The 17,617-nt window shown below is 71.0% G+C and carries 20 protein-coding genes; 13 read left to right on the top strand and 7 right to left on the bottom strand.

Features of this window, described 5'->3' with window-relative positions:
- Window positions 1-237: 237 nt before the first annotated feature.
- Window positions 238-951: a FadR/GntR family transcriptional regulator gene (locus tag ACWDRW_RS16675; protein ID WP_451723951.1), complete on the top strand. Its 714-nt coding sequence runs from the start codon at window positions 238-240 to the stop codon at window positions 949-951.
- A 77-nt stretch (window positions 952-1,028) separates the two neighbouring features.
- Here the strand turns inward: ACWDRW_RS16675 and ACWDRW_RS16670 are convergent, their stop codons facing one another.
- The gene (locus ACWDRW_RS16670; RefSeq protein WP_451723813.1) at window positions 1,029-1,931 is read right to left on the bottom strand and encodes a hypothetical protein; all 903 of its coding nucleotides are present in this window, start codon (window positions 1,929-1,931) and stop codon (window positions 1,029-1,031) included.
- Window positions 1,924-2,451, bottom strand: coding sequence for a SigE family RNA polymerase sigma factor (locus ACWDRW_RS16665; RefSeq protein WP_451723811.1), 528 nt, complete (start codon window positions 2,449-2,451; stop codon window positions 1,924-1,926). Before ACWDRW_RS16665 ends, ACWDRW_RS16670 begins: the two co-directional genes overlap by 8 nt.
- A gap of 81 nt (window positions 2,452-2,532) precedes the next feature.
- Between ACWDRW_RS16665 and ACWDRW_RS16660 the strand changes: the two genes are divergently transcribed.
- Window positions 2,533-2,970 carry a protein-tyrosine phosphatase family protein gene (locus ACWDRW_RS16660; RefSeq protein ID WP_451723809.1) on the top strand — a complete coding sequence of 146 codons (438 nt, stop codon included), beginning with the start codon at window positions 2,533-2,535 and terminating at the stop codon, window positions 2,968-2,970.
- Between the two features lie 124 nt (window positions 2,971-3,094).
- Here ACWDRW_RS16660 and ACWDRW_RS16655 read toward each other — a convergent pair whose 3' ends face one another.
- Both ACWDRW_RS16655 and ACWDRW_RS16650 read right to left on the bottom strand, forming a co-directional pair.
- Window positions 3,095-4,597, bottom strand: a complete 1,503-nt coding sequence (locus ACWDRW_RS16655) for an alpha/beta hydrolase (protein WP_451723807.1) — start codon at window positions 4,595-4,597, stop codon at window positions 3,095-3,097.
- Between the two features lie 103 nt (window positions 4,598-4,700).
- Window positions 4,701-5,234 (bottom strand): GNAT family N-acetyltransferase, encoded by a 534-nt coding sequence (locus ACWDRW_RS16650; RefSeq protein ID WP_451723804.1) that lies wholly within the window; start codon window positions 5,232-5,234, stop codon window positions 4,701-4,703.
- A 260-nt stretch (window positions 5,235-5,494) separates the two neighbouring features.
- On the opposite strand from ACWDRW_RS16650, the gene ACWDRW_RS16645 reads away from it, so the two are divergent.
- The 11 genes from ACWDRW_RS16645 (at window position 5,495) to ACWDRW_RS16595 (ending at window position 15,464) form a co-directional block, all read left to right on the top strand.
- Window positions 5,495-6,289 (top strand): SCO2525 family SAM-dependent methyltransferase, encoded by a 795-nt coding sequence (locus ACWDRW_RS16645; RefSeq protein ID WP_451723802.1) that lies wholly within the window; start codon window positions 5,495-5,497, stop codon window positions 6,287-6,289.
- Between the two features lie 91 nt (window positions 6,290-6,380).
- Window positions 6,381-8,231, top strand: coding sequence for an SCO2524 family protein (locus tag ACWDRW_RS16640; protein ID WP_451723801.1), 1,851 nt, complete (start codon window positions 6,381-6,383; stop codon window positions 8,229-8,231).
- Between the two features lie 4 nt (window positions 8,232-8,235).
- Entirely contained in the window at window positions 8,236-9,147 is a 912-nt protein-coding gene (locus ACWDRW_RS16635; RefSeq protein ID WP_451723800.1) for an SCO2523 family variant P-loop protein, read from the top strand.
- Window positions 9,144-10,136: an SCO2522 family protein gene (locus tag ACWDRW_RS16630; protein WP_451723798.1), complete on the top strand. Its 993-nt coding sequence runs from the start codon at window positions 9,144-9,146 to the stop codon at window positions 10,134-10,136. Before ACWDRW_RS16635 ends, ACWDRW_RS16630 begins: the two co-directional genes overlap by 4 nt.
- Window position 10,137: 1 nt before the next feature.
- Window positions 10,138-11,106, top strand: a complete 969-nt coding sequence (locus tag ACWDRW_RS16625) for an SCO2521 family protein (protein ID WP_451723797.1) — start codon at window positions 10,138-10,140, stop codon at window positions 11,104-11,106.
- Window positions 11,107-11,141: 35 nt separating this feature from the next.
- The gene (locus tag ACWDRW_RS16620) at window positions 11,142-12,125 is read left to right on the top strand and encodes a DUF6879 family protein (RefSeq protein ID WP_451723795.1); all 984 of its coding nucleotides are present in this window, start codon (window positions 11,142-11,144) and stop codon (window positions 12,123-12,125) included.
- A gap of 116 nt (window positions 12,126-12,241) precedes the next feature.
- The gene (locus ACWDRW_RS16615) at window positions 12,242-12,457 is read left to right on the top strand and encodes a hypothetical protein (RefSeq protein ID WP_451723793.1); all 216 of its coding nucleotides are present in this window, start codon (window positions 12,242-12,244) and stop codon (window positions 12,455-12,457) included.
- Window positions 12,458-12,481: 24 nt separating this feature from the next.
- Complete coding sequence (locus ACWDRW_RS16610; protein WP_451723791.1) at window positions 12,482-13,102, top strand: DUF1266 domain-containing protein; 621 nt, start codon at window positions 12,482-12,484, stop codon at window positions 13,100-13,102.
- Between the two features lie 406 nt (window positions 13,103-13,508).
- Window positions 13,509-14,255 (top strand): DNA repair protein RecO, encoded by a 747-nt coding sequence (gene recO / locus ACWDRW_RS16605; protein ID WP_451723789.1) that lies wholly within the window; start codon window positions 13,509-13,511, stop codon window positions 14,253-14,255.
- 25 nt (window positions 14,256-14,280) lie between these two features.
- Window positions 14,281-15,114, top strand: a complete 834-nt coding sequence (locus tag ACWDRW_RS16600; protein ID WP_451723788.1) for an isoprenyl transferase — start codon at window positions 14,281-14,283, stop codon at window positions 15,112-15,114.
- Entirely contained in the window at window positions 15,111-15,464 is a 354-nt protein-coding gene (locus ACWDRW_RS16595; protein WP_451723785.1) for a hypothetical protein, read from the top strand. The genes ACWDRW_RS16600 and ACWDRW_RS16595 overlap by 4 nt, the downstream gene beginning before the upstream one ends.
- 7 nt (window positions 15,465-15,471) lie before the next feature.
- Here ACWDRW_RS16595 and ACWDRW_RS16590 read toward each other — a convergent pair whose 3' ends face one another.
- Genes ACWDRW_RS16590 through ACWDRW_RS16580 form a run of 3 tightly spaced genes read right to left on the bottom strand, consistent with a single transcriptional unit; the run spans window position 15,472 to window position 17,611 of the window.
- Complete coding sequence (locus ACWDRW_RS16590; RefSeq protein ID WP_451723783.1) at window positions 15,472-15,882, bottom strand: Fur family transcriptional regulator; 411 nt, start codon at window positions 15,880-15,882, stop codon at window positions 15,472-15,474.
- Window positions 15,883-15,941: 59 nt separating this feature from the next.
- On the bottom strand, window positions 15,942-16,844 hold the full coding sequence (locus tag ACWDRW_RS16585) for a metal ABC transporter permease (protein WP_451723781.1): 903 nt from the start codon (window positions 16,842-16,844) through the stop codon (window positions 15,942-15,944).
- The gene (locus ACWDRW_RS16580; RefSeq protein WP_451723778.1) at window positions 16,844-17,611 is read right to left on the bottom strand and encodes a metal ABC transporter ATP-binding protein; all 768 of its coding nucleotides are present in this window, start codon (window positions 17,609-17,611) and stop codon (window positions 16,844-16,846) included. Before ACWDRW_RS16580 ends, ACWDRW_RS16585 begins: the two co-directional genes overlap by 1 nt.
- Between the last annotated feature and the right edge of the window lie 6 nt (window positions 17,612-17,617).

Here is a 17,617-nt window from a genome sequence, read left to right as displayed (position 1 = left end):
CCTCCAGAAGGAAGGGTGGGGCTCCGGAAGGACCAGAGGGGGGAGTGGGGGGAGGGGAGATACGACGTCCTACGTCCTGACGGTCAGCCGCGACCATAGGAGCGGGGATGGGGGCGGTCAAGACATCACACACTAATGGCCTATTCCGGCACAGGTCGGACCAATGGCGGGGCGGAATGCCAGGAGTTGGCCCGGTTTCCTCCGGAGGAGGGACGTGGGACGTCCGTGGCGCTTACGATGCCGCGCATGGCCGGGGAGACCGGGAACAGTCGCATACGGCGCGCGGTGGTCCAGCTGATCCTCGACCGCCGGCTCGGCCCGGGCGCGCCGCTGCCCACCGAGTCGGAACTGATGGCGGACCTCAAGGTCAGCCGCAACTCCGTCCGCGAGGCGCTCAAGGCGCTCCAGGCGCTGGACATCGTGGAGATCCGGCACGGCTACGGCACCTATGTCGGCCACGCCTCGATGACCCCGCTGGTCGACGGGCTGACCTTCCGCGCGCTCGCCCGGCACGAGGACGACACCGGGGCGCTCGCCGAGATCCTCCAGGTGCGCGAGGTGCTGGAGGAGGGGCTGATCCGCCGGGTGGCGACGACGCTCACCGAGGCGGAGCTGGAGCGGCTGGAGGCGGTGGTGGACCGGATGGACGCGGCCGGGCGCGCGGGGCTGCCCTTCGACGAACTGGACCGCGCGTTCCACGAGTTGCTCTACGCCTCGCTCGGCAACGCCCTCGTGCCGCAACTGCTCGGCGCCTTCTGGACCGCCTTCCGGCGGGTCTCCGGCGCGCTCGGCCGACCGGACCAGCCGGCCCCCGACGTCACCGTCCGCCGCCATCGCGACATCGTGGACGCGCTGCGCGCCCGGGACATCGAGGGCGCGCAGCGCGCGATGGCGGTCCACTTCCACGGAATCGAGGCACGGACCGCCCCTGTGGTCAGCCCTGGCCCGTGACCCGGGTGGCCGTCATCCGGGACGAGGGCGTCCGAGGGGGGTGCCGACCCCTGTGCGGCACCCCCCTCGCAGGGCTCTTACGGCAGCGTCTTCTCGTAGTACTTGTCCGTGTCGGAGTCGTAGACGAGCTCGCCGTCCGCGTCGTAGCCCTTGATCCGGGGTGCCGCCGTGACCTGCTGGTCGAGGACGCCGGAGGCCACGAACCAGCCGTGGTCCAGGGCCGCTTCGCTGGTCGCGTCGCCGTAGGTGACGGTGACCTTCGCGACCGACGGCTCGAAGGTGCCGATCACACCCCAGCGGAAGGGCAGCCGCCAGCTGCCCTTGTCGAGGAAGGACTGCTGGTACAGCTTGCCGCCGTTCATGTCCGGCATGACGGCGGGGGCGTCCGGGATGCCGGAGTCGCCGCTGCTGATGTTCAGGCCCTGCGCCTCGCCCTCGCGGATGTTGCAGATCATCCGGGTCCCGCTCGGGTCGTCCTTGTCCACCGCGACGACGAAGATGCCGTCACCGGGCGCGTTGGAGTCGCCGGTGCTGTTCATCGCCAGGATGATCCGGTACCTGTCCGCCGGGCCCAGGTCCGTGTCCTGCGGGCCGAGCGTGTGCTGCTCGTCGTAGGCGAGGCACGCCTCCACCGCGTCCGCCGCCTGCTCGTAGGTGATCCCGTCCCGCAGCTGCTCCTCGGTGGCGGGGCGCGCCGGTCCGGACGGGCTCGGCGTCGGGGACCGGCTGACACTGACCGTCGGTGTCGGCGAGGCGGCGGTGGACACGCCCTTGCCGCCGTCCCCCGCGACCGCGTACGCCCCCACGGGCAGGGCGGCCAGCGTCACCAGCACCGCCCCCGCCGCCACCACCCGGCGCCGCCGCTCGACGACGCCCCGGCGGCGGATCTCCGGATACGGCACCGGCGAGGGGCGCAGGGTGGACGCGTCCCGCGCCAGCAGCTCGCGCACCTGCTCCTCGAAGTCCCGCTCGTCACTCATGTGTGGCTCTCCCCGTCGACATCTGGCTGTGCGCGAGCCCCGGAAACCTCCGCAGCTTCGCGAGCCCCTTGGACGCCTGGCTCTTGACCGTGCCGGGCGAGCAGCCGAGCGCGTCGGCGACCTCCGCCTCGGACAGGTCCTCCCAGTACCGCAGCACCACCACCGCCCGCTGCCGCGGCGGCAGCCCGGCCAGCGCGGGCAGCAGCGCGCTGCGCTCGTCGGCCCACACGTACGCCTCGTCCCGGCCCGCCGACTCCGGCGGCGCCGCGGTCAGCGCCTCGGGCACCCGCCGCTTGCGGAACCGGTCGCTGTTGCAGCTGACCAGCATCCGGCGGACGTAGGCCTCCGGGTTGTCGCTGCGCGCCACTCGCCGCCAGGAGCGGTACGCCTTGGCCAGCGCCGTCTGCGTCAGGTCCTCGGCATGGTGCGCGTCGCCGGTGAGCAGATAGGCGGTCCGCACGAGATGGGACCACCGGGCTCTGACGAACTCCTGGAACCGGTCTTCTAGTTCGACCTGCATCAAGCACCCTCCCTCGCCCTCCAGACCACCACCCGGCCGGATTCGGTTGCCCGCGATCCAGGACGGAGTTCGAATAGGTCCATGACGGTCGGTGGAGAGTGGGACGAACGGACACCAGGCGTACTGCGGCTGCCCTCGGGACGCCTGATCCGTGGCCGCGCCCTGCGCCGCCCCCTAGCCCCGGACGCGCCCCCGCCGTCGTACGGCGTCTACCTCCTGGGCCGGCGCCCGCCCGAAGTCCCCTGGGACTCCGGCTGGATCCGCTGGCCCGACTTCCGCCTCCCGGCCGACCGCGAGGCGGCCCGCACGGCGCTGGCCGAGGTCTGGCGCCGGGCGGCGGAGGAGCGCGTCGAACTCGCCTGCGGCGGCGGACGCGGGCGTACGGGGACGGCGCTGGCCTGTGTCGCGGTCCTGGACGGGGTGCCGCCCGGGGAGGCCGTCGCCTATGTCCGCCGCCACTACGACCCTCACGCGGTGGAGACGCCGTGGCAGCGGCGCTACGTACGGCGGTTCGGCTGAGCGTCAGCCGAGCGTTTCGGCCGGGACCGCGGCCGTCTTCGCGACCAGGGCGGTGTCCCGGGGCGCGTCCTGCTCGGGCTCGGTGGTCAGGACGGACAGGGCGCTCGGGACACCGGCCTCGGGGTCAGTCGCAGTAGACGTCGTGCTCCGGGCGGTCCCCGGTCGCGAGGAAGCGGGAGACCAGCCGGTCGCCGCACGGGGTGCCGTTGAGGAGGTAGGCGTCATGACCGGTGGAGTCGTTGACCATCATGACCGCGCGCCGGCCCAGCGCCTCGCGCAGCTTCAGGGCGCCACTGAGCGGGGTGGCCGGGTCCCGCTCGTTCTGGATCAGCAGGACGTTGGACGGGCCCTGGTCGGTGATCCGTACCGGCGCCTCCTTCGGCGGGAACGGCCAGGCGGCGCACAGCATCGCGTTGCGCGGCATGCCCGCCGTGAGCGGGTACTTGGCCCGGCTCTCGGTGACGTCCTTCTGGTAGACGGCCGGGTCCGAGGGCCACGCGGCGTCGTTGCAGATGGTCCCGGCGCCCATCCCCGCCATGTTCTGCAGCATCTCCTCGGGCGGTGACTGCGGCGCGGGCAGCCCCGTGCCCTTCTCGGCCGCGCGGATCAGCTTGGCCAGCGAGGGGAAGTCGTCCGGGTCGTACATCGCGTTGAGCATGGCCTGACGCAGCTCGTTGCCGCCCAGTTCGGGCGGGTTGGCGCCGGGCCAGGGCAGCGGCTCGCGGTCGAGACGGGCGGCCAGCTCCAGGAAGCGCGACCGCACCTCCTGGGGCGTACGGGCCACCCGGTCCGGGTTGCCGGGCCGCGACGCCCACTTGGCGAACTCGGGGAACACGTCCTCGACGCCCTGCTCGAAGGCGGCGAGCCAGGCCCGCTCGGCGTGGACGGGGTCGGGGTGGTCGTTGCTGTCCAGCACGATCCGGTCGGTGCGGTGCGGGAACAGTTCGAGGTAGGCGGCGCCGACATAGGTGCCGTAGGAGACCCCCCACGCGGACAGCTTGCGCTCGCCGAGCGCGATGCGGATGCGGTCGATGTCCCGGGCCTCGTTCTTGGTGCTGATGTGGCGGATCAGCTCGCCGCCGTTCTTCGCGCAGGCCTCGGACATGCGCTGCGCGGTGGCCATGTTCTCGGTGATCGAACCGTCCGCGGCGGGCCAGGGGCGGAGTTTGGTGAGGGCGAGGTCGCCGTGCTCCAGGCCGCAGGTGACGGCGGTGGAGGGGGCGTTCCCGCGTGGGGCGAACCCGACCAGGTCGTAGGCCTCCCGGACCTTCTTCGGCATCATCTGGCCCTCGTCTGAGGGGTGGGACAGGCTGTCGCCGCCGGGGCCGCCGGGGATCATCAGCAGGACGCCTCGGCGGGCCCCGGGGTTCTCGCTGCGGATCCGGGAGATGACGATGTCGACGGTCGGGCCGTCGGGATCGGCGTAGTCCATCGGGACGGAGACCGTGGCGCACCGCTGACGGGGGTCGAGGCCCTCGCCCTCGCACTCGGTCCACTTCAGCGACTCGGCGCGGGTGTCCGCGGCTGACGGGCGGACGCCGGCGGCGGAGGCGCCGGCCGGCACGGCGAGTCCGAGGGCGACACCGGTCGCGGTGATCAGGGCTGCGCACTTCGCGATCTGCTTCATACCCACGAGCCTCGCGGACCGAAGGCGCCCCACACATCCGGGCAACAACCCGTTTCACAGGGGGGTTTACCCCCAGTTGCCGTCTCCGGGAAACCCCTGGGTCTCACAGTCCCAGCGTCATCACCAGTCGGTCCTCGCCGGGCCCGAAGTACTGCTCGCGCACGCCTTCGTTGGAGGAGAAGCCGATCGACCGGTACAGCATGATGGCGGCGGCGTTCGCCGGTTCCACCGTCAGGCGGACCTCGCGCACGCCCTCGGCGCGCAGTCGGCGCAGCACTTCCAGCATCAGCCACCGGCCCAGGCCCCGCCCGCGCTGGTCCCGGGTCACGCCCAGGCTCATGATCCAGCCCTGGTGGCCGTCCGAGGAGACCGGGAACAGGACGTAGCCGTGCAGCCGTTCGCCGTCGTCCAGGACCAGCAGCCGGTCGCCGTGGAGGTCGTACAACTGCCGCAGGACGAAGTAGGGGTAGGGCTCCTCGGGGAACGCCTCGCGGTCCACGCGGACGAGTTCGGGCAGGTCGGACTCGGTGACGCCTCTCATCGTCAGAGGCCGGTCGATGAACGCCCGGTCGCGGACGAACACGTGACCGGCGCGGCCGCCGCGCGAAGGGAAACGTTCCTCTGGAAGAGCCGCCATACCGCCCCCTGCGGGTTAGGGTCAGGTGCGCGTTGACACTCGTACGGGTGGTACGAGCGAGACGCGAGGTGTCTGCCTTTCGGGTGTGTTCGGCAGAGTTCCGACCATCTTGAGCGGGACAATCCGGCCGTTCAAGGCCGGATCAGGTCGCGGGAATCCATTCGCCACCGTGCGCCCCCGGTGCGCCCCGCAGGGCCCTTTGTTTGTCACATTTGCGCGCGGGGGATCCCTCGCGCCCCCGGCGTTGGTACCGTTGATGAATGACCTTGAGATCCTCGGGGGATGCCCAGCTGAATGCGGATGTGTCCTGGGCGGCATTCGACCCGATCGCCTACGTTGATCACAACTACCGCGACTTACAGGCGGAGGACGCGGAGATCCTTTCTGTCATCCGGGATCATTTCGGCGATCATTTTCCGAAGCGTGGTGACCGACCTGTTTCGGGTATCGACGTCGGCGCCGGCGCGAATCTCTACCCCGCGCTGGCCATGCTGCCCTGGTGCGACGAGATCACGCTCTTCGAGCGCTCCTCGGCCAACGTCCGCTACCTGCGCTCCCAGGTGACCTCCTACGACGGCAACTGGGACCAGTTCTGGCGCGTGCTGTGCAAGAACGACGCCTACGGCGCCCTCGACATGGACCCGAGGGCCCGCTTCCGCGATGTCGTCGGGGTGGCGGAGGGCAACCTCTTCGACCTCGTGCGGTACGAGGGCCGGTGGTCGATGGGGACCATGTTCTTCGTCGCCGAGTCGATGACCACCTCGCGCGAGGAGTTCGACCGGGGCGTGGAGTGCTTCCTGCGCGCCCTGGCCCCCGGTGCGCCGTTCGCCGCGGCCTTCATGGAACATTCCAAGGGTTATCACGCGGGTGAGCATTTCTTCCCGGCCTGTGATGTGGGGGAGCCCGAGGTGAACGCGAGCCTGGCGCGATTCGCGGACGACTTCGAGACCGAACGCCTGAAATCCTCGGCCGCCGTGCGGGACGGATATTCCGGAATGATCGTCGCCTACGGCCGGCGGAATTCGGATTCCCGCATTCCGCCTCTGGGTGCCTGAAGCCTCGCGGCTGAAACCCTTGGGTGACTGAAAGCAGAAGAGGGATTTTTCCTCAATTCGATGGCAGTGCGGCCTGTGTGAGGGGCATGGGATGCAGATCAAGCCACGCCAGCATCTGCTGGACATCTGGCAGGCGCTCGGTCGTCACTCGTTCGAGGGCGGAGAGTGGAACTGGGGTGAATGGGGCGGCCAGAGCAGCGTCGCCGACGCGGAGCGGCTGCTCTGCCTGTTCTATCCGGCCACGGAGATTCCCGCGTTCCGGCTCGACGACCCGGACACCACTCAGGACGACGTCCAGCAGGTGCTGAAGAAGGCGGGCGGCAGGCTGGACATTCCGGCCAACCTCGTCACCGCCGCCGCCGAGTTCATGCGCACCCACACCGGCGAGGACAAGCGGCCCACCTTCGCCGGGGGGTACTACTTCGGCGCCCGCGACAAGACCGAGGAACTCACCGACGAGCAGCGTCAGCTCGGCGTCGTCGACTCCTACTCGATGTCCATCACGCTGTGCCTGGCCACCCTCGGCTTCCTCAAGATCTACGAGGGCAAGACCCGGCGCACCGACATCAGGGAGACCATCGCCGAGCTGCGCTCCGCCACCAGCAGTCGGCTCACCGCGGCCATGGTCAGCCTGCTGCGCTCCTTCACCGTCAACGTCTTCGACACCGACGCCTCCCAGGGCCAGACACTGTGCGAACTCCTCGGCCAGGGACGGCTCTCGCAGCGCCAGGTGCTGAAGAAGTTCCAGGACCGCTTCCGGCCGCTGCGGGCCGCGATCGTGGAGAGCCTCCAGCTCGGTATCGACGTCCAGGAAGGCCTGAAGGACGAGAGCCAGCTCTTCGAGTGCGGCTGGGCCTGGTCCCTGGTGAAGGACGCCCCCGAGGTCGAGACCGACGAACCCATCGGCCCCCAGCCCGAGGGCGTCGCCAACCCGGTGCCGTATCTGTACTTCACCGTGGTCGCCCTCGACGGTATCCAGGACCTGTTCTCGGACCGGACCCTCACGCTCGGCCTGCTCAACACCGAGCAGCAGAAGCTCGCCGAGGCGCTGCGGCTGCGCTGGGAACTGACCCAGCAGTACTGGTCCCGCATCGCCCGTTTCGACGCGGAGCGCTGGCCCCTGGAGGACATCCCCTGGCGTACGACGGGACAGAAGCTGGAGTCCGAGTACTTCTCCCTCTCCGTGGCCGCCATCCTCGTGCACGACCTGATGCGGCGCCGGGCCACCGACGACGACCTCAACCGCACGGTCACCGTCATGGAGCGCCTCGCCGAACGCGGCCGCATCACCAGCCGTATGACGATGGACGACCCCATGGTCCACACCCTGCACAACATCGGTGTCGCCCTGCCCCTCCAGGGCAGCGAGCGGGTCGGTCCCGCCATGACCTGGTCCATGAGCGACTTCTCTGCGCAGTTGCTCAAGCGGACCGTCCAACTGTGCACGCTCTCGCGGAACCTGGCCTCGCACGACCGGCTGCTCGGGCTCGCCGAGGCCATCTTCGACCACATGTGGCGCCGCCGGATCCGCGAGGGCGAGGGCGCGGGCCTGTGGGACAACGTCCACGCCGCCTACCCCGAGGCCGACATCCAGAAGCGGCGCGTCGCGGTGTCCTGGAGCATCACCGAGCGCGTCACCGAGGTCATGGTCCAGGCGCACCAGATGTACCAGCAGCCGCCGATCCGCAGCCTCGAACTGATCGAGCTGGCCAAGGCGTTGCTGTCCGAGGCCGCCCATCTGCTCGGCAACGAACAGATGGAACCGGCGCCCAAGGACGACGGCCGGCACGGCATGCAGCTGCGCAACATCGAGGTCAAGCTGCGCCGCGCCCGCGCGCTGGTCGACGAACAGCCGGGCACCTCCTACTCGTTGGCCCTCGACGTCCTCGGACAGCTGGACGCCCTCGGCCGGGCGCGCGAAGCCGCGGCCCAGGGGGTGTGACCCCGTGCTGATCTTCGCCGCCTCCGACAAGGGAGGCACCGGGCGCTCCGTCACCAGCGCCAACCTCGCCTACCACCGGGCGCTGGCCGGGGACGATGTCTGCTACCTGGACTTCGACTTCGGCTCGCCCACCGCCTCCGCCGTCTTCGACGTGCCCGACGCCCGCCAGGCCGCCGAGGACCGCGGACTGCACTCCTATCTCATCGGCGAGGTCGGCGAGCCGGTCCGGGTCGACGTCTGGGCGGACACCGAGCACCGCGTCCTGCGCAACCGGCCGCCGGGGTCGGGCCGGCTCGTGCTGATGCCGGGCGACCTCAGCGGCGGCGAGTTCGCCACCGACGACGACAACCTCCGCCGCTGCGTGGATCTGCTGCTGCGGCTCAACTCCGAGTTCGACCTGATCGTCGTCGACCTCAGCGCGGGCCGTTCGTACGCCGTCGACATGGCCCTGGAGGCCACCTCGCAGCCGGAGCTGCGGGGCGTCGAGGCGCGCTGGCTGATCTTCCACCGCTGGACCCGGCAGCATGTGACGGCCGCCGCCGGACTGGTCTTCGGCAAGCGCGGGATCGTCGCCGGCGGAGTCGCCCGCGGCCATGACGAGGACGCCCTGCGCGGCTCCATCCGGTTCGTCCGGGCCGCCGTACCCGACCCCAGGTCCGCGCTGTGGTCGCAGGTCTCGGCCACCCAGTCGGCGTGGATGCGCGAGTGCGACCGCGATCTGAAGCAGCTCGCCTCCTCCCACGGCATCGGCTACAGCCAGGTTCTGGGCGCCGTCCCCCTCGAACCCGTCCTCCAGTGGCGGGAGCAGCTGATCACCGACGAGGACGTGCTCGACAGCCAGATCGCCAACATGGAGACCTGGAAGGCGCTCAGCGATCTGGCCGGCCGGCTCACCGAGGACTGGGAGCAGGCATGAGCGACCTCGTCTTCCAGGAGACCAGCGCCGAGCCGCGCACCCAGTCCGTGCCGCTGTCCCACCTCTCCCTGGAGCTCGGCCACCTCTACATGGAGGACTTCGAGGCCGGACCCAAACGGCTCGGCGAGCACTTCGCCGAGGTGCGGATCTGGGTGGAGGCCGCCCGTGCCTCCGCCGCCCGCCGGGCCGGCGCGGGCCGGCCCAGGATCAGCACCTGCTTTCTCGTCGACGACTACTTCAGCCGCTTCTCCACCCCGGCCGAACTCGTCCCGCTGATCCTCAAGGAGGCCGAGGAGGCCGGGCTCACCATCGACTACCTGGCCCGCGAGTCCGGCTGCGCGGTCGCCGACCGGATAGAGCTCGCCGAGTCCGTGATGCACCGGCTCGTCGAATCCCCGCCGCCCGGCTCCTCCGGCCACCGCCCGCCCGTCAGCCGCACCGGCTGGCTCGCCAACGGCCAGCGCAGCCCCGGCCGGGGCGCCGCCCTCTCCGAGGTCACCGCCTGGCAGCCGCCCCAGGAGACGGCCGCCCGCAACCACTCCGTCTTCATGGACGTGGAGCTGTGGTCCGACAAGGACGGCCGCCGCCAGTGGTCCTGCCCCTTCCTGGCCGCCGTATGGCAACTGGCCCGGCTCGGACTCCTGCGCCACCTCGGCGAACCCGTGCTGACCCCGAAGCCCTGGGACGGCGGCGACTTCCCGCACGACTGGGACCGGCTGCCGCCGCTGCTCCAGCTCACCCCGGACGCCGACCCCTTCAGCGCCTACCGCACCTGCACCCTGATGCCCAACCGCTTCCTCGCCGTGGAGGACGCGGTCCGGCTGATCCTGGACCAGACAGACGTGGACGCCAAGGCTCTGGAGCAGGTCGAGAAGCGCTCGCGCGGCGAGCGGGTCGAGGTGCCCGCCGCGGTCGCCCAGCGCGCCACCTACGTCTTCTACGAGGAGCCGTCCGGGGAGCCCGCCGATCCCATCGCCGAGAGGACCTGAGATGACGGCCCCCGGACAGTCGGCGCGTCCGGTCCTCGTCTGCGGCGAGGTGCGCACCTGTCTGCTGCCGTCCTTCCAGGCGCTGGACGGCCGGGCCGCCGCCCAGTTGCTCCGGCTGCGCGCCGACGAGCACGTCCGGGTCTCCGAGCGGCCCAACCTGTACGTCCGCTCGCCCGAGGTGCTGACCGGCGTGGACTGCAAGCTGCCCACCGCCAACGGAGCCCGGGTGCGGGCCGTCGGCACGGTGGCCGCCCGCGCCGCGCTCACCGAGGGCCGGGTGCTCCAGGCGACCGCGTACTTCAGCGCCCCCGCCTCCGGGCCCGATCTGCGCCGGCCCTGGGGGCATTACCTGGTCCGGCCCGGGCTGGTCGAGCCGTTCGGCAAGCTGCCCGAGCAGGCCACCGCCGAGGGCGTGCTGCGCGGGGCCGGACGCGGGGAGCTGGACCTCGGGACGATCGCCGAGGGACTGCTCGGCCGACTCATGCGCCATCCTCTGCTCGACCACAAGGCGCCCTTCAAGTCCCGCCGTACGCACCTGCGGTGGACCGCGCGCCGGGCGTCGGCCGGTCAGGGACCGGCGCTGACGCGCTTCACGCTGGCCGAGGACGGGCTGCGGACCGTGGAGCTGCGGCTGCCGGAGGACATCCCGGCGGGCGCGGCGGCGGGTCTGTGCGAGGACCTCGCCCTGCACGACTGGCTGCTCACGACCGTCGTGCACCTGCTGGACAACAGCCGGCTCGGCGCGGCGGACGGGCCCTCGGCGGTGCTCGCGCTGCGCCCTGCCGTCGATCACCTGCTGCATCTGTGGATGCCGCGCGCCCATGTGGACCGCACGCTGGGTCATCTCTGGGACGAGCTGGAACGAGAACCGGGGTTCACCCGCCAGTGGCAGAGCCTCGTCCAGCGGATCCGCGACCAACTTGCCGTCCAGACCATTCCGTTGCTGCACCAGGCGCTGAGCACGCGCTGAGGGGCGGGCGGACGACACCACCCGACGGGGGAAACATGAACGGAGCGACGACAGGAGACGTAAGGACGGCACCACCGCCCCAGGACGAACGCGGCTCCAGGCTGTTCCGCAAGACGCTGGTCACGGTCTTAGTGGCGACAGGAACGTTCTTCCTGACCAATGTCCTCACCCCGGACGCGAGTGAGCAGTGGCAGTGGACGATGCCGGTGGTGGTCGGCAGCGCCGTGCTGATCATGCAGTACCTGGTCGATTTCGGGGAGCGCCTGGAGGCCGTGGAGGAGGCCCAGAAGCGGCGGATCCGCGGGATGCGGGACAGTCTCGCCGAGCATCACCGGGAGATGCGGTCGGCGGTCGACGAGAGCTTCGCGAAGATCAACGCGGCGACCGAGCTGTTCAGCCAGGTCGACCGGTCCGTGCTGCGCTCCGACGGGGTGACCAGGCTCGCCCGTAAGTACACGCAGGTCGGCGAGCACGGTTCGGAGATCGTGAAGCGGTTCGCGCAGGAGGAGATCGCCAGCCTCGCCCGGCTCATGGAGTGCCTGAGCAACGGCACGGCGGACTGCCCCGGCGAGAACAACGAGTGGCTGATCGACCTGACCGCGTGCACGAAGAAGACGCTCTACGCCATCAGCACCTCCGTCGACCGGGACTTCTGGTCCAGTGGCCCCGGCAAGCGGTATCTGGTCGCGCAGGACGACGCGATCAGGAAGCGGGGCGTGGAGGTACGGCGGCTGTTCCTCGTCGACAGCCCGGAGGAGATCACCGAGAACCTGCGCAAGCTGTGCGAGAGACAGCGCAGGTACGGCATCGACGCGCGGATCGTCGACCAGTCCGAGCTGGACATCGCGCCGGTGACGTCGGTGAGCGACTTCATCATCTTCGACGGCGAACTGTGCTACGAGATCGAGCCCGATGTGCGGGCCACGCCCACCAAGACCACGCTGAAGATGACGCCGGACCATGTCTCGGAGCGCATCGAGCGCTTCGACGCCCTGTGGGAGGCCAGCAGCCCCGACTGATCTTCCCGAGTGTAGGTGCGGAGTGTCGTCAGGGGGATGCGAAGAGTGAAACAGGGGAGGCCGGGGGAACCAACGGGACGGAGAGCAGTGTGAGCAGCGGGGAAGGAATGACTGCGGTGAAGCCACCCGTCGGTTCGTACGTCGTCGACACCCGGTCCGGCAGGATCGGCATCGTCATGGGCCACGAGGGCCCGTACGTCCAGCTCAGACCGTACGGCGGCGGCTGCGAGTGGGACGCGGCGCCGGATTCCGTACGCCATGCCACCCCCGCCGAGCGGGCCGGCGCGGCCACCGCACACCCCGGGCCACACAGCCGCGGTGAGGTGCCCTGACGCGGGGCGCTAGGGTGCGGCGGCATGGGGTTGTGGAGTTGGAGGAAGAGGGGCCCGAAGGCGGTCCGCCGGTATCCCGTGCCGCTCACCGCGCACCAGCTGTGGATGGTGTCCCTGAGCGCGCCGGTCAGCCGGGACGCGAACGCCTCGCGGACCACCCTGTACCCGTTCACGCGCATCGACGACGACAGCGCGCGGCGGTGGCTGGCCGAGCAGTGGGGCATCACCTCGCGCGCGGAGCTGGTCGACCGCCTCGACGACCTGTCCCGCACCGGCTACCGGGCGCGGGCGCACCGGCTCACCGGGGTCTCACCGCTCGCCTGGGACGCCGCCCTGTACGTCGACATCTCGCGCCGCGGGTTCGGCTGCGGGCTGCTCGACGAGGGCGACGCCTGGACCGCGCTGAAGAACATCGTGCCGTCGGTGGTGGGGACGTACGGATCCTGGCGCGAGTACGCCGACCACTACCTGCTCGGGCGCAGGGTGTGGCAGGACGGCCTGCGCGGCACCCCCGACGCGGGCTTTCCCGCCCCGCAGGCGACGGCCGACGCCCACCTGCGCTCCCTCCTGGACCCGGCGAACCGCTCCAGCCCCTGGAACCAGGCCCCCTGGACCACCATCAGCCACCCCGACCGCGTCCGCTGATCCGTGGCGTACGCGAGAATGACCCCATGAGTCTGTTCCGCGACGGCATCGTCCCGCGCACCGGAAGCTGGGTGAGGCGGACCGGATCATGCTGTGCTGTCCCGGGGGCCACCCCTGGGACCCCCGGCCGGTGGCTGCGGGGGGTGTGCGATGAGTCTGTTCCGGGATGACGGCATCGTCTCGCGCACCCGGAAGCTGGGTGAGGCGGACCGGATCATGCTGTGCTGTCCGGGGATCCACCCCCCGGACCCCCGGCCGGTGGCTGCGGGGGGTGTGCGATGAGTCTGTTCCGGGATGACGGCATCGTCCTGCGCACCCGGAAGCTGGGTGAGGCGGACCGGATCATGCTGTGCTGTCCGGGGATCCACCCCCCGGACCCCCGGCCGGTGGCCGCGGGGGGTGTGCGATGAGTCTGTTCCGGGATGACGGCATCGTCCTGCGCACCCAGAAGCTGGGTGAGGCGGACCGGATCATCACGTTGCTCACGCGCGGGCACGGGCGGGTGCGGGCCGTGGCTCGCGGGGTGCGGCGGACCAAGTCGAAGTTCGGGGCCCGGCTCGAGCCGTTCTCCCATGTCGACGTGCAGTTCTTCGCGCGGGGGAGCGAGCTGGTCGGGCGCGGGCTGCCGCTGTGCACGCAGAGCGAGACCATCGCGCCGTACGGCGGGGGGATCGTGAGCGACTACGCCCGTTACACCGCCGGTACGGCGATGCTGGAGACCGCCGAGCGGTTCACCGACCACGAGGGCGAGCCGGCCGTGCAGCAGTATCTGCTGCTCGTCGGGGCGCTGCGGACGCTGGCCCGTGGGGAGCACGCGCCGCACCTCGTTCTCGACGCCTTCCTGCTGCGCTCGCTCGCCGTCAACGGCTACGCCCCGAGCTTCGGTGACTGCGCGAAGTGCGGTATGCCGGGACCGAACCGTTTCTTCTCGGTGGGCTCCGGGGGCTCGGTCTGCGTCGACTGCCGGGTGCCGGGTAGCGTCGTACCCTCACCGCAGACCCTGGAACTGCTCGGCGCGCTGCTTACGGGAGACTGGGCCACCGCCGACGCCTGTGAGCCGCGGTACGTCCGGGAGGGCAGCGGGCTGGTCTCCGCCTACCTGCACTGGCATCTGGAGCGCGGCCTGCGGTCGCTGCGGTACGTGGAAAAGTAAGGCAATCAAGGGAGTCGAGGGGCACATGGTCGTACGCGGGATCCTGGGGCGGCAGCGCCGGGACTACAGGGCGCCGGAACCGCATCCGTCCGGGGCCCGTGCGCCGAAGCTCCCGGGCGAGCTGATCCCGAAGCACGTGGCGATCGTCATGGACGGGAACGGCCGCTGGGCCAAGGAGCGCGGGCTGCCGCGGACCGAGGGGCACAAGGTCGGCGCCGAGCGGGTGCTGGACGTGCTCCAGGGCGCGATCGAGATGGGCGTCGGCTCGATCTCGCTGTACGCCTTCTCCACCGAGAACTGGAAGCGCTCGCCGGACGAGGTGCGCTTCCTGATGAACTTCAACCGCGACTTCATCCGCAAGACCCGGGACACGCTCGACGAGCTGGGCGTGCGGGTGCGGTGGGTCGGGCGGATGCCCAAGCTGTGGAAGTCGGTCGCCAAGGAGCTCCAGATCGCGCAGGAGCAGACGAAGGGCAACGACAGACTGACGCTGTACTTCTGCATGAACTACGGCGGCCGGGCGGAGATCGCGGACGCGGCGCAGGCGATGGCCGAGGACGTGCGCGCCGGGCGGCTGGATCCGTCCAAGGTCAACGAGAAGACCTTCGCGAAGTACATGTACTACCCGGACATGCCCGACGTGGACCTGTTCCTGCGGCCGAGCGGCGAGCAGCGCACCTCCAACTACCTGCTCTGGCAGAGTGCCTACGCCGAGATGGTCTTCCAGGACGTCCTGTGGCCGGACTTCGACCGGCGCGACCTGTGGCGGGCGTGCGTGGAGTTCGCGTCCCGCGACCGCCGCTTCGGCGGAGCGATCCCGAACGAGGAACTGCTGGCCATGGAGGGCAAGCAGAGTTGAGGCTCCTACGGGGGTGCGCGGCGGGCCTGGTGTTCGGGTTCGCCGCGCTCGTCGTGCTGTTCTCCTTCGGCGGCACCATCGAGATGGAGACCTTCCCGGGGCTGCGGGAGAACATGGCCCCGCTCGTCGTCTACATGCTCGTGTTCGCCGTGCTGCTGTCCGTCGGCGCGCTCGCGCTGGCCGGCCGGCGGTCCTGGGCGGGATGGATCGCCGTCGGCTGCCTGGTCGCCGTCATGGGGCTGCGGATGTGGACGCTGACGCCGATGCTGCACTGCTGGTCCTACGACAGTGTGGGCCGCCTGGACGACGGCTCCTACTACTGCGTGAACCGGGGCGACTCCGGCGCCTGAGCCCCGCTCACGCCGCGGCGCACTCCGCGCAGGTGCCGAAGATCTCCACGGTGTGCGCCACGTTCACGTACCCGTGCTCGGCCGCGATCGACTCGGCCCACTTCTCCACCGCGGGGCCCTCCACCTCGACGGCCTTGCCGCAGACGCGGCAGACCAGGTGGTGGTGGTGTTCGCCGGAGGAGCAGCGGCGGTAGACGGACTCGCCGTCGGAGGTACGCAGGACGTCGACCTCGCCGGCCTCGGCGAGGGACTGGAGCGTGCGGTAGACCGTCGTCAGCCCGACCGAGTCGCCCTTGTGCTTGAGCATGTCGTGCAGTTCCTGCGCGCTGCGGAACTCGTCGACCTCGTCCAGGGCCGCCGCCACGGCGGCCCGCTGCCGGGTGGAACGGCCCTTCACGGGCGGTCCAGCGGTCGTCACGGGGTGCCTCCTCAGGTCTGCCTGCCGGGCCATTGTGCCAGCCCGGACCGTCGGCGCGGTCAGGCGCCGACCTTTCCGCCGCTGCCCCGACCGGCCGGAATCACACACTCCGCCGGGTCCCCGGCTCCCTGTGCGGCGACCAGGGCCCGCGCGCGTCGCCGGGCCAGCGGCGCGGCCAGCGCGGTCAGCAGGATGAACGCCCCGATGGTCAGCAGCACGATCGTCGCGCCGGGCGGCACGTCCTGGTAGTACGAGGTGACCGTGCCGCTGATCGTCACGGTGACGCCGATGGCCACCGCGATGGCGAAGGTCGCGGCGAAGCTGCGGCTCAGCTGCTGGGCGGCGGCCACCGGGACGACCATCAGCGCGGAGACCAGCAGCAGGCCGACCACGCGCATCGCGACCGTGACGGTCACCGCCGCCGTGACCGCGGTCAGCAGGTTCAGGGCCCGCACCGGCAGGCCCGTGACCCGGGCGAACTCCTCGTCCTGGCTCACCGCGAACAGCTGGCGGCGCAGACCGAGGGTGACCAGGACCACGAAGGCCGCCAGCACGCAGATCGCCGTGACGTCGGACTCGCTCACCGTCGACAGGGACCCGAAGAGGTACGAGGTCAGGTTGGCGTTGGAGCCGGTGGGCGCGAGGTTGATGAACATCACGCCGCCGGCCATGCCGCCGTAGAAGAGCATCGCGAGGGCGATGTCGCCGCGGGTCCTGCCGTACCAGCGGATCAGCTCCATGAGGACCGCGCCGACGATGGAGACCAGGGTCGCCATCCACACCGGGGACCAGGAGAGCAGGAAGCCGAGGCCGACGCCGGTCATCGCGACATGGCCGATGCCGTCGCCCATCAGGGCCTGGCGGCGCTGGACGAGGTAGATGCCGACCGCGGGGGCTGTGATGCCGACCAGGACGGCGGCGAGCAGAGCCCGCTGCATGAAGGCGTAGTCGAGGATTTCCATCAGCTCAGCAGTCCCGTGCGGATCGGTTCGGCGCCCGCGGGGGCGTGCGGGTGGACGTGGTCGTGGCCGGGCAGCGCGTGCTGGCCGACGGCCTTCGGCGGGGGCCCGTCGTGGACGACGCAGCCGTCGCGCAGGACCACCGCGCGGTCGATCAGCGGCTCCAGGGGGCCCAGTTCGTGCAGGACGAGCAGGACGGTCGTACCGGCCGCGACCTGCTCGCGCAGGGTCTCGGCCAGCACTTCCTGGCTGGCCAGGTCGACGCCGGCCATCGGCTCGTCCATGATCAGCAGTTCGGGTTCGGCGGCGAGCGCCCGGGCTATGAGCACGCGCTGGTGCTGGCCGCCGGAGAGCGCGTCCACGGAGTCCTTCGCGCGGTCCGCCATGCCGACCAGCTCCAGCGCCCGGCGCACGGCCTCGCGGTCCGCCTTGCGCAGCAGGCCGAAGCGGGCGCGCGAGAGGCGCCCCGAGGAGACGACCTCGGTCACCGTGGCCGGGACGCCGCCCGCGGCGGTCGTGCGCTGGGGGACGTAGCCGATCCGGTGCCAGTCGCGGAAGCGGCGGCGCGGGGTGCCGAACAGCTCGATCTTGCCGGCGCTCGTCTGCACCTGGCCGATGACGCTGCGCACGGCGGTCGACTTGCCGGAGCCGTTGGCGCCGAGCAGCGCGACGACCTCACCGCGCGAGACGGTGAGGTCGATACCGCGCAGGACGGGCCGCGAGCCGAGGTCGGCGCGGACGCCGCGCAGGGATATGACGGACTCGCTCACGAGGTC

This window comes from Streptomyces sp. NPDC003635 (assembly GCF_053587635.1).
This window is presented reverse-complemented; position numbering and strand designations above follow the sequence as displayed.